The sequence below is a fragment of the Desulfobacula sp. genome (genome assembly GCF_030145145.1).
Lineage (GTDB): Bacteria > Desulfobacterota > Desulfobacteria > Desulfobacterales > Desulfobacteraceae > Desulfobacula.
This window is the reverse complement of sequence record NZ_JAQYWD010000011.1, coordinates 1-13,375: the sequence shown is the minus strand read 5'-3', so window position 1 is coordinate 13,375 and position 13,375 is coordinate 1. Positions and strand designations below refer to the sequence as shown.

Genomic DNA, 13,375 nt, shown 5'->3' with positions numbered 1-13,375 from the left:
CTTATTCCAGTTTGAATTTAAATTTTCGGTGGGCCAGCAGGATCATGATACCGGCATAAAGGGAAAGAAGCGCCGCATCCAGCCAGAGAATTTCAAGCCCGATGCCCTTCAGGTAAATCCCCCGCAGGATGGCAATAAAATACCGGGCCGGCACGATATAGGTGAGGCATTGGATGGGCATGGGCATATTTTCAATGGCAAAAACAAACCCGCTCAGGATAAGGGTGGGAAGATACCCGGAAACAATGGCGATCTGGTTGGCCAGGACCTGGGATTTTAATACAATGCTCAGGGTCATGCCCCAGAAAAGGGCCCCGGTGAGAAAAATGGCGGCCATGGCAAACAACAGACCGGCATTCCCCACAATGGGCACATGAAACAGCCATTTGCCCATGACAACGGCAATGGTCACGTCGGTCATGCCAATGACAAAATACGGAAGAACCTTGCCGACGATCAGTTCCGGACCTTTCAGCGGTGTGCTGATCAATTGTTCCATGGTGCCGGTTTCCCATTCCCGGGCAATGGTAACGGATGTCAGCATGGCCGCAATCACCACCATGACAATGGCAATGATCCCGGGTATGATCACATTCTGGCTTCTCAAATCAGGATTGTACCAGGACCTTGTGACCATTTCCACGGGTGGCATCAGGGGGGCTCTTCCTGACAGCTGCATCTTTTTTGCAGTGATTGTGGCGGCATAGATCCTGCCCACGGTTGTTGCATACCCCATGGCAAGGCGGGAGGTGTTGGCATCGCTGCCGTCACCGATGATCTGGATGGCCACCTTTTTACCGGCAATGATTTTCCGGGAAAAGTCCGACGGCACCACAATGGCAATCATGGCCGCGCCTCTGTCCAGGGCCAGCTGCAGATCGTTATAGGAATCATGATAGCCCACCATGGAAAAATAGGGTGATCCTGAAAACAGGCTTAACAGGTCACGGCTTTGTCGGCTTCGGGACTGGTCCCAGACCACGGTGGGCACGTTCCTTAAATCCAGGGTCAGGGCATACCCGAACAGCAGGATCAGGATCACGGGAATGGCAAGGGACAGGGCCAGGCTGCGCCAGTCCCTTACCACATGGATAAACTCTTTTCTGGCAACCGCAAACAGCCGTTGAAGCGTCATTGATCTCCCCCCTGGTGCCCATTGCCCGGGTCATTCCGGTCATCCGCTTCAATGAGGGAGATAAAGACATCTTCCATGCCCGGCAGTATTTTTTCAATGGCATACCGGGTGATCCCCAGGGTTTCAAATTTTTGGCGAATGGCTTGTTCCGCCCGGATCGCATCCAGGGTGACCACATGGAGTCCGGCGCCAAAAAGGGAGACATCCCTTATCCCGGGCAGAGGGACCAGTTCCCGGGACATCTCCTGGGGCCTGTCACATCTCACATCAAGAATCTGTTCCTTCATCTGGTGGGTTTTAAGGGCCAGGGGGGTTCCCTCGGCAATCATCCGGCCCTTATAAATCAAGGCGATACGATCACAATACTCTGCTTCTTCCATATAATGGGTGGTCACAAACACGGTAATTCCCTGGTCGGCCATGCCGTAAATCAGCTCCCAGAACCGCCGCCGGCTCAAGGGGTCCACCCCGCTGGTGGGTTCATCCAAAAAAAGGATGGGCGGTTCATGGAGGATGGCACAGGCAAGGGCAAGACGCTGTTTCCATCCAATGCTCAACACGGCGGTCAGGGAACGTCCATGATCCGAAAGACCGGCCATTTCCATGGCCCAGGCTTTCCGCCGGGTCATGGCAGGGCCTTTCAGTCCGTAAATGCCGCCATAAAACCGGATATTTTCCTCAACAGTGAGATCTTCATACAATGAAAATTTCTGACTCATATACCCAATGTTCTGCTTGATCTGTTCCGCCTGGGTAAGGATATCATAGTCTGCCACCCGGCCATTGCCGGAACTGGGGGCCAGCAATCCGCAAAGCATGCGGATGGTGGTACTTTTCCCGGCACCATTGGGCCCCAGGAACCCGAAAATTTCCCCCCGGTCGACCTGGAAACTCAGGTTGTCAACGGCCGTAAAACTGCCAAACACCCGGGTCAGGTGATCCACCCGAACGGCCGTGTCCCCCGTGATCTGTCCCGGCGTTCCAACGGATGGAGAATCAGCATCCGCCGTCACAACGGGGACGTTACCGGCTGTATCTGCCGAATCGCCGCCCCCTCCCGGCGGTGACATCATCGACACAAAAACATCTTCCAGGCTGGGGGGGGCTTCTTTGATGTCATCGACCCTGAAACCGGTCGGTTGAAGCAGTTGAAGGGCTTTTTCCCGGGTCGCCTGAACCTGTTGACAGACAATATGCACGGTATCCCCAAACGCAGTGACATTCAGGCGGGGCAATCCCGCCTGTAACAGCGGTTGGATCTTCCGGGCATCCGGACTCCTTATGGTGAGCACCGTGCCCATCATCAATTGTTTGATGTCATGGGGGGCGCCTGTGGCCAGAAACTTTCCCTGATCCAGAAGTCCGATCCGGTCACAGCGTTCCGCCTCATCCAGATAAGCCGTGGTGACCAGGATGGAGACCCCCTCCTTGACAAGCCGGTACAAAATCCGCCAGAAATCCCGTCTGCTCACAGGATCAACGCCATTGGTGGGTTCATCCAGGAGCAGCACCGCCGGAGTATGAATCAGGGCGCAGACCAGTTGCAGTTTCTGCTTCATCCCCCCGGACAGCTCCCGGGCCTTTCTTTGTTTGAACGGCTGCATGTGACTGAATCCCAAAAGATCGGTGATGCGGGTCTCCCGGTCCTTCCGGGGCATGCCGTAAAGGTCGGCATAAAAAGAAATATTCTCGGCCACGGTCAGATCCGGATACAGGCCGAACCGCTGGCTCATATAGGCCAGGTGCTCTTTTACGGCGGAAGGGGACGTCTGGGTATCATATCCGGCAATGGCCGCCGTGCCGGATCCCGGATCCATGATGCTGGCGAGCATCCGCAGAGTGGTGGTTTTTCCAGCACCGTCCGGCCCGACAATGCCGAAGATTTCGCCCCGGCTGACCTGGAAACTGAGGTTATCCACAGCCGTGAGCGTGCCGAATCGTTTGGTCAGATTCCGGACGTCAATGGCGGGGACGTCTTTTTTTTCCATACCGTCCATTTCAGGGGGAAGAAATTGACAGAACCGCATCTGCCGGCATGCCCGGCTTAAGGGACTGATGGGGATTGGACAGGTCGATTTTTATTCTGAACATGAGTTTCACCCGTTCCTCAAATGTCTGAACCGATTTGGGTGTAAACTCTGCCTGACTGCTGATAAAGCTCAGGATGCCATCATAGGATGTGTCTGGAAAAGAATCGGTTGTCACGGTGACCCTGTCCCCCAGCCGGATTTTTCCCAGATCTGTTTCATTGATAAAAGCCCTCAGCCAGGGGTGGTGAAGATCTCCCAGGGTCACCACAGGGGTCGACGGATTCAGGTATTCTCCGGGTTCTGCTGATCGGGTCAGGATGATGCCGGCCATGGGGGCATAAAGTTCAGTATAACTCAATTGCTGCAAGGCCTGGTTCAAGGTTTGCTCAGCTTCCTTCACCTGGGCCCTTGCCTGTTCGATTTTTTCCTTTCTAGGCCCGGCTTTTACCAGGGAATATTCTGCCTGGGCCTGGGACAGGGCTGCTTTGGCTTTTTCAATCTGCTCGGACCGTGGCCCTTCCCGGCGAAGGGATAAGGCCTGCCGGGCGATATTGACCTTTGACCGGAGTTCCTGTACCGTATTTTGGGCCACCTCATACCGGGTCTGGTAAAGTTCAAAATCCCGCTGGCTGATGTTTTTCTGTTGATACAGAATTGAAAACCGATCATAATCCGCCCGTGCCTGGATCAACTGGGTCTGGGCTGATTTTTCTGCAGCCATTGCCGTATCCAGATCTGATCCGGCACTTTCAATTTCCTGGACCCGACTGCCCCGGGTCAGTTCCAGAACCGTCTGCCGGGCCTGAAGCACTTTTGCCCCGGCAAGCTGTATCTCTTCGGGACGGCTGCCTGCCACAAGTTCCGACAGCACGGATCTTGCCCGGGCAAGCCGGGTCTCCCCAAGGGCCACAACAATTTTCTGATCCGAATTTTCCAGCCGTGCCAGCAAGGCCCCTTTGGCCACAGTGTCGCCTTCATCGACAAAACAGGCATCCAGTCTCCCGGGAATCTTGAAGCCCAGCTGCGCATCGGTGATTTCAATATTTCCCGACACCCTGAGGGTGTTTGAATGATCTTCTTCCTCAACGAACAGAAACCAGGCCAGAACCGCAGCAATGATCACCACCAGCAGAATGAAAAAAGGCCGTTGTTTTTTCATGGACGTTTCTCCTGATTATACCCATTATTTTCCCTTGTCTGTTGTTTCCCATATCATATATCCGATGAATCACAAGCAGATTTTTAAAATTCATCCCCGGGTCAATCCTTTTCTTGACATAAAGCTATATATTAGCTATCGTTTGGATATCCATACAAACAAATGTGGCCCTGCATGGCCTGGCCAAGATACCGCTTCGGCGGAATCGTCAGGGCTTTTCTTAACCACATGGTTAGCCGGTCGTCCGCCAGATTGAGGAGATCAACATCGTGAGATACCCGAAAGAATGTGTACTGAAAAATTGCAAGGAAGTGGTGATCCGTCCCCTGGAACCTGGCGACCGGTTGCTGCTGAACGCTTTTCACACCCAGATCCCTGAATCCGATCGTTGGCTGATGAACTACAATGTCATGGATACACCGATTATGGACCGGTGGTTTGATGCCGTTGAAAAAGGGAATGTTGCCTGTATCCTGTCTCTTTGCGACGATTGTGTGGTGGGCCAGGGGAGCCTGTATATGCGGGATTTTGGCGCCACCAGCCATGTGGGGCGATTTCGGATAACCGTTTTACCTGAGTTTCGTCAAAACCGGCTGGGGACCTGGCTGCTCCTGGATTTGATTCAGCTGGCAATGGATAAGGGCCTGGAAATGCTCCGGGCGGATCTTGCCGCCGGCATTGAAAACGATGCCATTGATGCGTTAAAAAAATTTGATTTTTTCAAGTGTGCTGAACTGGAAAATGCTATCAAAGATGATTCAGGCAATCATCATGACCTGGTGATCATGATGAAGTGCCTGCACAGGACATGGAGTGATTATTAACCGCTCAACTTTCGGACGTTAGCTTTAATTGACCAACTCAATACAAAATACACGTCATCGACCAACAGCATTGGGTCCGATTCAGATTCGATCATTCTGCACACCGGATGAAATTCAAACGTACCGGTTTGACGATCAATTCACAACCCATGCCCAGTATAAATCCATCTATACCAAACGGGAGACCCTGGTACATCATGCCGAAGCAGCCCTGGCCAATGTCGTGCTGGCCCTGACGGAAAGCCGTCAGATTGTGGGCTTTGGGGTTTTCAGTCATCCGGATGCGGATGAACGATGGGCCGAACTTGGACCGGGCATAATGATGGAAATAAGGGCCATAGAGGTATGTCGGCGGTTTCGATCCTGTAAAATTGCCGGGGATTTACTCTGTCTCATGCTGTCCCATCCAAACATTGAACAAATGATTGCCTATATGGTTGGATATTCATGGACCTGGGATCTGGATGGATCCGGCTTGACGGTTCAGCAATACCGCAACATGCTCATACACCTGTTCAGCCCCCATCAATTTCTTGAACTGCAGACCAATGAAGCAAACATCTGCCTGAAACCGGAAAATCTATTCATGGGACGTGTGGGCAGCCATGTTTCCCATCGGGTCTGCCAGGACTTTAAATTGCTGCGGTTCGGCCTTACCCCTTAAAAAGAACAAGACCATTCAAGACCGGGAATGAATTCATCGCCCCTGGGAAACCAGGCTGACCTTTCCCTCCGGCTTCATTTGAACGCCACTCACCCCAGGGCGATGGTCCGCTTTTTATTGGCCATGTAGTCAACAATCAGATACTGCCCCAGGGTGTCAGCACTGGTGAAAAACACCCGTCCTTTATTGATATGCGCCATCCGGGTGACAAACGCGGTGAGAAACTTATCATTCTCAAGCATGAAGGTGTTAATCACGATCCCTTTTCTGGTGCAGTTCCTCACTTCCTGAAGCGTTAACTGGAGGGTGCGCGGACTGGGGGGCGCCTGGTAAAAAAAATGGGCTTCGTCCTCAAAATGGGCTGTTGGTTCTCCATCGGTGACCAGGATGATCTGCTGATTGGACTGACGTTCTTTGGCCAGTAACTTCCTGGCCACATACAGCCCGTGCTGAATATTGGTATAATTATCCGACTCACCCCACTGGATGTAAGACAGGTCTTCTTTTTTCAGCTGCCGGGCATCGTTTGAAAAACCGACGATATAGAGGCTGTCTTTGGGGTATTGACTCCGTATAAGACTATCCAGGGCAATCGCCACCCGCTTGGCGGCTTCAAAATGGCCCCGGGCCAGCATGGAAAAACTCAAATCCACCATCAAAACCGTTGCTGACCGTTCCAGGCCGGCTCTCTCAAATACTTCAAAATCCTCGGGTTTAAGTTTGACGGTGGATGCCGCCGGCTCCCGGCAAACAGCGTTCATAATCGTTTTCTGAAGGTGTACCTGGAAGTCATCTCCTGACGCATACTTTTTGGTATCTTCTATTATCTGACCACCGCTACCTTTTGAAATAGTATTATGCCCCCCCCCCCGTCCTTTCCGAAGTTGAGCGAAAATATCCCGTAAAGCCTTTTGCCCAATCCTTCGCATGCCACGAGGGGTTAATACATATTTACCGTTTGTCCTGCTGATATAACCGGCGTCGGTTAAGGTTCGGGGTATGTCGCACAATTGTTTCAGGTGGTCCGTCGCCTGATCCCCCATAACGTCCTTGAGAAGCTGCTCATCAATACTCTCCAGGGAACAGGTTTCCGAGTTCTTCAGTTGATTCTCCAGCCGGTCTATTTTCTGCAGCATTTCCGTTAACGCGGCTTCAGCTGAAGACGCAGTGTCCTCCGGATTTTCAGTATCACCCGCCGACGGTAAGCCATTGTCCAGATCGCCCCCATCCTCTGGAGATCTGCTTTCTGATGATGTCTGTGCCTGGTTTTCCAGGCGCTGTTTTTCCTGATGCAACTGCTCCAGCATGTCCTTTGCACCCGGCAGTCTCTGCCCCTGGTCATCTTCCAGGCCCTGCTGCTGCATTTGATTGAGGGAATCGGTCACGTTTCCCGAAGACATCAGGTCCTGGCCCAGCTCATCCATCAACGCTTCCTGGTCCGGATCAAATCGCTGTTGAGATGAATCCCATTTAGAATACCGATATTTTCGCATACTAACGCCGGTAAACCCTTTTTGAATCTATCTCAGTCTTGTTCAACCGCTTATTCAAATGAAGCCCTTCGAGGATAAACTCCACCGCCGATGCAACGGCTTCCGGATCCTCCGGGGGTGCTATCTCCTTTACCGCATCCGCCATACCGCCAATCCGGGTTGCGGTCTGTACATACAGCCTGGCCGTCATTTCATCTGAGACCTCAACATTCAGGCCACCTGTAAAATCAGCGACGATCGCCTTAAGCTTATGAGGCGGATAATACCGGTTAAAGACTTTCAGCACCGCCTGTCGAATTAACCCGTCAATGACACTGCTCTCTGTGACACAGTCAAAGCTTTCCAGTTCAATCTTGCCGATGGTGGATGCGTGAATGTAAGGCAGGTCACTGATACGGGGAACCGCGGATGTTTCACCCAGGATTACGGCCCGCCGAACAGCGTTGCTGAGCAGTGTTTCATAATTGGCAATGGACACCCTGGCACTGACCCCGGAGCTCTGATTAATATGGGCGCTTTTCCGGGCAAGATGGGTGACCTCTGCAATAATTTCCGACATATACCGGGGCACATACGTGCCAGGGCCATCATGGGGAAACTGCCGGTGTTCCATTTCCATAATACGGATTTCATCTTCAATCGTTTTAGGATAATGGGTCCTTATCTGGGACCCGTACCGGTCCTTGAGCGGGGTGATGATCCGGCCCCGGCTGGTGTAATCATCAGGATTTGCGCTGGCTATCAGGACCATATCCAGGGGAAGCCTGATCCGGTACCCCCTTATCTGGATGTCTTTTTCCTCCATCAGGTTAAACAGACCCACCTGAATCCTGTCCGTTAAATCCGGCAGCTCATTCATGCAGAAAATACCCCGGTTCGTCCGGGGGATTAAGCCGTAATGGATGGTCAGTTCATCGGAAAGGTACCGCCCCTCGGCCACCTTAATCGGATCAACATCTCCGATTAAATCCGTAATGACAATATCCGGTGTTGCCAGCTTCTCACCATACCGATCCTGCCTGGACAACCAGGCAATCTCCACGGCATCACCCTGATCAGCCACTCGATCACGGCATTCCCTGCACAGGGGAGCCAAAGGATTATCATGTATTTCACACCCTTTGATCACGGGTATTTGATCGTCAAGCAGATTGACCATTAAGCGCATCATCCTGGACTTGGCCTGTCCCCGCTCACCAAGAAATATCATATCCTGACCGGAAATAATGGCATTTGCAATCTGGGGAATGACCGTATCATCATACCCGATTATCCCGGGAAATATATCGTCTTTCTTTTGAATCATGGATATCAGGTTACGCCGCATTTCAGCCCTGACCGATACCGGCTCATACCCTGACTTTTTAAGCTCACCTATGGTTTTAATTTCATTTTTCTTTTGCATACACTCCCTCAAAGCCTGACCCGGTTCACTGTTCAATCATTTAAACCATAATGAAAATTGCTGTCCAAGCGCAGCAATTCTCATTTTGGCATTTTCTTGAACGGGTCAGGCTTGTTTTATTGTGCTTTTTATCGAAAATCGGTTCTTGAAGAGGCTAAAAGCGCAATAAAGCAAGCCTGACCCTAGCCTGATATTTAGAATTGCTGTCCAAGCGTTTCCTGGTTGACAAATTCTCTGATTTGTAATAACCAGTTCTACCCCTGAAGTGTCAAGTAAAATTCGCTGGTAAGGCATAAATGGTTGTGTGAACGCCATTCAATTCACGCAAAGTGTATCCAGAAATTAAAATTGCTGGGTATAATCGAACAGTATGACTTTTGCATGGGGGTATGAAACAGTCGGAAGGATTGATTCGTCTGTCTCATTTTAAAATTTTATTCAACATTAGAGAAAATTTTGGACCGGCTTGAAAAGCAACTTGTTCATATTATTAAAAATTAATAAAACTTATTCCTGTGGTTTTTCAAAAACTTGCCCTCCTGTTCTCTCCAGTTTTGTCCCTTAAATCTTCTATCATAAAATCCCTCCAGCCTTTCTAATAATTTCTCCCATGGATTTTTTTTACTATCCAGGGATTCAAATACATCGGCAATAAAAACCTCAATATCAATCATTTTCTCTTTTGGCGCGAAATAGACTGCTCCAGACTGGGCAGCCTTCTCAAGGCTCTCCTTTGTTAATGCATTTGCCGTAAGCATAAATGCAGGAATCGCCTGTTTATTTGCGACCTTGAGTAATTCAAATCCATTTACCCCCATAATATCCAAGACTGCCATATCATAATTTTGGCTTTCCAGCATTTGTTTGCCTTCATCATAAGATGTTGCCGTGTCTATTTTACATAAACTCAATAGTTCAATTAAAGATTCTAGTACATCCGGTTCATCATCAACGATGAGAATTTTTTTCCCCTCAAGTATCTTTTTGGTCTTCATTGCATCGCTCCTTTATTTGGAAATCAATTTCTCCTCATCCGGTACAACAATTTTTTTTATGAGTTTGCATCCGGTATCACTGATTTTTTTCATACATTCTTATCCAAAGTAATCAGTCAAACAGGCCTGGTAGAAAGGTCACAATTTCAGGAAAGGCCGTCATTAAACCCGTACCAACAATCAAGGCCAGAAGGAATGGAAAAGACCCCTTGAAGATGGTTACGAGGGGAACATCTTTGGCGATTCCTTTTGTAACATAGACTGCAGTACCCACCGGAGGTGTGATAATGCCCATATGGGTAACCAGCACAATAATGATACCAAACCAGATAGGATCATATCCTAAATTGAGGACAATGGGATAAAAAATAGGGATGGTGAGCATGATCAACGCCATTGAATCGATAAAGCATCCGCCCAGAAGGTAGATAAAACAAATCAGGCCGATGATGATCCAGGGCGGCAGGTCGAGCGTGCCCACTGCAGTGGCCAGTTCAAGGGGAATTCTTGTCAACGCAAGGAAGTGACCAAAAACAGTGGCACCGGCAATCAGCATAATAACCATACAGGAGATTTTAAGCGTGCCGTATATTGCATTTTTAAAGTCCTCCCAGGAAAGCTTACGTCTGAGCATGACAATCATAAGGATGGCAAAGGCCCCGACTGCACCTGATTTTGTCGGTGTAAACAAACCGGTTACCAATCCCCCCATAACGAACAGGAATACGGCAAGGGTTTCCCAGAGTTCTCCCAGGGAAAGAATCATCTCCTTGAGGGTAAATTTCTCACCTTTGGGTCCCTGCTCCGGTTTGAATATGCAATAAATCCTGATGGCCACCATAAATAAAAAGGTCATAAAGATGGCAGGAACAACACCTGCAATGAACAACGTTCCAATGGACTGTTCCGTCAAAATACCGTATATGATAAGCACCACACTAGGTGGCATCAATGCCCCAAGACCACCTCCGGAAGCGACGCAACCCGTAGAAAGTTCGGAGCCGTATTTATACCGTTCCATCTCCGGGAGACCAATGGTACCCATTGTAGCCGTTGTGGCCGTAGCAGATCCGCAAACAGCGCCAAATGCGGCACAAGCCATTACAGTGGCCATGGCAAGCCCCCCCCGGACTCTTCCGACAAACTTGTAGGCCACATCATACAGAGAACTGCTTACTCCCGAGTAAAAAGCAATATATCCCATGAATACGAATAAGGGTATCAGGGTCAAGCCATAGGATGAAAAAACACTGAAAATATCGGTTGAAAGAAGCCGCAATCCAACCTGCAGGTTAGTCAGATAAGAATACCCGATAAATCCGACAAGCGCCATTACATAGGCCACCGCCATGCGGGAAAAAAGCATGGCGATCAGAAAAAAGATACCGATGATGCCGACGATAGTGTGTTCACTCATTTGGGACCGTTCCTTTTAATAGAGCTAGCAGCTCAATAAATATAACCAGCGCAAGGATGCCGCATGCAAAAGATACGCCGTATATAAGATAAAAAGTGGGAAACTGGAGGGTTGCAGAGACTTGTCCGGCTTCACCGACTTCGTTTGCATATAACCAACATTGCCAGGTAACAAGACAGAACAAGACAAACGATAGCATAACGACTACGCAATCATTTATCCTCTTGATCCGCGGTGGTAACATCATGTAGAGCAGATCCACTCCCACATGACCCTTTTCCATTTCCGTTGAAGGCATGGCAAATGCCAGCAGCAGAAATGCGCCCATGCCGGTTAATTCTTCAGATCCGAGAAGGGGATGTCCGAAAAAGCTACCCACCACATCGGCACACGTCAAAAGCATCATAGCGATCAGGCATATGCCACCCGCCTTCTTGAGAGTATTAGACAGCCATTGTGCAATTTTCATATTTTATCTCCACAGAGAACAGATTCAATATTTTTATTGAAGGTGTTAAACAGACCTTTGGTTCGCAGTATTTATAATTTCAGCTGCAGAGTCATAACAGGATACGGTAAATCCCCTGCATGACTCTGCGCCGAAATTATATTATGATGATTTTAAAATACATGGATTTAAAAGCCGCAAGCAGTCTTATTGATTTTTTTCCATGTACTTGCTTTCAAACTTTCCTTTTTCGTTTTCTGCCAACCGTTCTTTTACATATTCAAGCACTTCTTTTCCAGGCAGGCCTTTTTCATTGTTTAGATCGATATAATCCTGCAGTACTGGTTTGCATGCTTTCGTCCATCTTTTTGCTTCTTTGGGGTCGATACCAATCATGGAATTGCCCGCTTGAAGCAGAAAATTGATCCCTTCAAAAGCACCGGCTTCCCATGCCTTTCCATGTTTAAAAATCCATTCTCCATTGATTCCTTCAATTATTTTTTGATCCTCTTCGGGCAGTGCATTCCATTTATCTTTGTTCATGACAACGAAAAATCCCAAAGAATATGCTGTGGGGTAACAGGCAATGACATAATCCGTAACTTCCGCCATCTTCCATCCCTTATTTGATTCCAGGGGATACAATCCACCCTGGACGACCCCTTTTTGCAGCGATTGATATAATTCATTCATGGGAAAAGCCGTAGGGGTACCGCCTAACGCCTGAACCATACTGGCTGTTGGTCCGTGGGAACGAATTTTAAGCCCTTTTAAATCCTCCATTTTATGAACGGGTTTGTCTTTGGTATGTATGAATCCAGGTCCATGGGCATGAAGATAGAGCACTTTTACTTCATCTAATTCTTTTGGTGCAAACTTTTCATAGACTTCATTGATAATTGCCGTGGCGACCTGTCCACTTGGGTAACCAAGGGGCAGGTTGATGAAGTCCATCATGGGAAATCGGCCCCGGGTATATTGTAGAACTGAACATCCCAAATCTGAAAGACCTGATTTTACGCCCTGATAATTCTGTGCGGCCTTGGTCAGGGTTTGCCCGGAATAATGCGTAATCTTTACCCGCCCTTCTGTCCTTATACCCACCTCTTTACACCATGCAGCTTCCAGTTTGCTTTGTGCATGGGTGGGCGGCATAAATCCACTATAAGTCAGATTGATCGTATCACCTGCAAAGGCAACCATGGGCAGCATAAAACTGCCAATCACCAGCATTAGAAACACCATTTTCAAACTCGATTTAACGCCTGACATCCTGCAACGACATGTCTTTTTCATTTTCTACTCCTTTTATGATTGAATAAAAATTTAGGGAAACGGGACGTGTCAATTATCCATCCCTGACGATAGACACATGCATAAATTATATTTTCAGGTTTCACGGATCAACCGTTTGGCCTTGCCTTCATACCGGGGAAGTTCTCCTGGTTTAACAACTTCCACCCCCGGTGTAAACGTAATCCTGTACTTGAAATCCTCGACAGGCTGTTACAGAATCGAATTGGCCATAAAATTTTCCAAGTGCGAGTGCAAGGCCGTATAGTTTTTATCAAAATTTTCCTATTATCACAAATAACGGTTGGCACAAAATTTGATAGTGACCCTCAGGTTTCTTTATGCCATAGCGTGACAGTCAGCGACCAACCGGGTGATTAAATTCGGAAGAACCTTCATTTTGATAAGTTTTCGAAACCCAGGCAATATTCTATCTACATCAGATGCTGGTTCTAATTCATTAATGCACGAATGTTTTTCAAGCTCTGCAAACAATTCTTCAAGACGATTTT

At 48.8% G+C, this 13,375-nt stretch carries 11 protein-coding genes; 2 read left to right on the top strand and 9 right to left on the bottom strand.

The window, feature by feature from the left end; translation table 11 throughout:
• Position 1: 1 nt before the first annotated feature.
• Genes Q1Q15_RS07800 through Q1Q15_RS07790 form a run of 3 tightly spaced genes read right to left on the bottom strand, consistent with a single transcriptional unit; the run spans position 2 to position 4,324 of the window.
• Positions 2-1,135 (bottom strand): ABC transporter permease, encoded by a 1,134-nt coding sequence (locus tag Q1Q15_RS07800; protein ID WP_300458215.1) that lies wholly within the window; start codon positions 1,133-1,135, stop codon positions 2-4.
• Complete coding sequence (locus tag Q1Q15_RS07795; RefSeq protein ID WP_300458213.1) at positions 1,132-3,123, bottom strand: ATP-binding cassette domain-containing protein; 1,992 nt, start codon at positions 3,121-3,123, stop codon at positions 1,132-1,134. Before Q1Q15_RS07795 ends, Q1Q15_RS07800 begins: the two co-directional genes overlap by 4 nt.
• Before the next feature lie 10 nt (positions 3,124-3,133).
• Positions 3,134-4,324 (bottom strand): efflux RND transporter periplasmic adaptor subunit, encoded by a 1,191-nt coding sequence (locus tag Q1Q15_RS07790; RefSeq protein WP_300458211.1) that lies wholly within the window; start codon positions 4,322-4,324, stop codon positions 3,134-3,136.
• Positions 4,325-4,593: 269 nt separating this feature from the next.
• On the opposite strand from Q1Q15_RS07790, the gene Q1Q15_RS07785 reads away from it, so the two are divergent.
• The gene (locus Q1Q15_RS07785) at positions 4,594-5,148 is read left to right on the top strand and encodes a GNAT family N-acetyltransferase (protein ID WP_300458209.1); all 555 of its coding nucleotides are present in this window, start codon (positions 4,594-4,596) and stop codon (positions 5,146-5,148) included.
• A 28-nt stretch (positions 5,149-5,176) separates the two neighbouring features.
• Complete coding sequence (locus Q1Q15_RS07780; RefSeq protein WP_300458207.1) at positions 5,177-5,812, top strand: hypothetical protein; 636 nt, start codon at positions 5,177-5,179, stop codon at positions 5,810-5,812.
• Positions 5,813-5,901: 89 nt separating this feature from the next.
• Here the strand turns inward: Q1Q15_RS07780 and Q1Q15_RS07775 are convergent, their stop codons facing one another.
• From Q1Q15_RS07775 to Q1Q15_RS07750, 6 genes are all read right to left on the bottom strand, one after another.
• Positions 5,902-7,305: a VWA domain-containing protein gene (locus Q1Q15_RS07775; RefSeq protein ID WP_300458205.1), complete on the bottom strand. Its 1,404-nt coding sequence runs from the start codon at positions 7,303-7,305 to the stop codon at positions 5,902-5,904.
• Position 7,306: 1 nt separating this feature from the next.
• Positions 7,307-8,710 (bottom strand): hypothetical protein, encoded by a 1,404-nt coding sequence (locus Q1Q15_RS07770; RefSeq protein WP_300458203.1) that lies wholly within the window; start codon positions 8,708-8,710, stop codon positions 7,307-7,309.
• A gap of 497 nt (positions 8,711-9,207) precedes the next feature.
• Positions 9,208-9,705 (bottom strand): response regulator, encoded by a 498-nt coding sequence (locus Q1Q15_RS07765; protein WP_300458201.1) that lies wholly within the window; start codon positions 9,703-9,705, stop codon positions 9,208-9,210.
• A gap of 112 nt (positions 9,706-9,817) precedes the next feature.
• Positions 9,818-11,122 (bottom strand): TRAP transporter large permease, encoded by a 1,305-nt coding sequence (locus tag Q1Q15_RS07760; RefSeq protein WP_300458199.1) that lies wholly within the window; start codon positions 11,120-11,122, stop codon positions 9,818-9,820.
• A complete protein-coding gene (locus Q1Q15_RS07755; protein ID WP_300458197.1) occupies positions 11,115-11,591 on the bottom strand; it encodes a TRAP transporter small permease in 477 nt (158 codons plus the stop codon). Before Q1Q15_RS07755 ends, Q1Q15_RS07760 begins: the two co-directional genes overlap by 8 nt.
• A 186-nt stretch (positions 11,592-11,777) precedes the next feature.
• Positions 11,778-12,866: a TRAP transporter substrate-binding protein gene (locus Q1Q15_RS07750; protein ID WP_300458196.1), complete on the bottom strand. Its 1,089-nt coding sequence runs from the start codon at positions 12,864-12,866 to the stop codon at positions 11,778-11,780.
• Positions 12,867-13,375 lie beyond the last annotated feature (509 nt).

Coding starts and splice junctions, on each gene's coding strand:
- Q1Q15_RS07750 (WP_300458196.1), bottom strand. CDS start 12,866: ATGAAAAAGACATGTCGTTGCAGGATGTCAGGCGTTAAATCGAGTTTG.
- Q1Q15_RS07775 (WP_300458205.1), bottom strand. CDS start 7,305: ATGCGAAAATATCGGTATTCTAAATGGGATTCATCTCAACAGCGATTT.
- Q1Q15_RS07760 (WP_300458199.1), bottom strand. CDS start 11,122: ATGAGTGAACACACTATCGTCGGCATCATCGGTATCTTTTTTCTGATC.
- Q1Q15_RS07795 (WP_300458213.1), bottom strand. CDS start 3,123: ATGGAAAAAAAAGACGTCCCCGCCATTGACGTCCGGAATCTGACCAAA.
- Q1Q15_RS07790 (WP_300458211.1), bottom strand. CDS start 4,324: ATGAAAAAACAACGGCCTTTTTTCATTCTGCTGGTGGTGATCATTGCT.
- Q1Q15_RS07800 (WP_300458215.1), bottom strand. CDS start 1,135: ATGACGCTTCAACGGCTGTTTGCGGTTGCCAGAAAAGAGTTTATCCAT.
- Q1Q15_RS07755 (WP_300458197.1), bottom strand. CDS start 11,591: ATGAAAATTGCACAATGGCTGTCTAATACTCTCAAGAAGGCGGGTGGC.
- Q1Q15_RS07770 (WP_300458203.1), bottom strand. CDS start 8,710: ATGCAAAAGAAAAATGAAATTAAAACCATAGGTGAGCTTAAAAAGTCA.
- Q1Q15_RS07765 (WP_300458201.1), bottom strand. CDS start 9,705: ATGAAGACCAAAAAGATACTTGAGGGGAAAAAAATTCTCATCGTTGAT.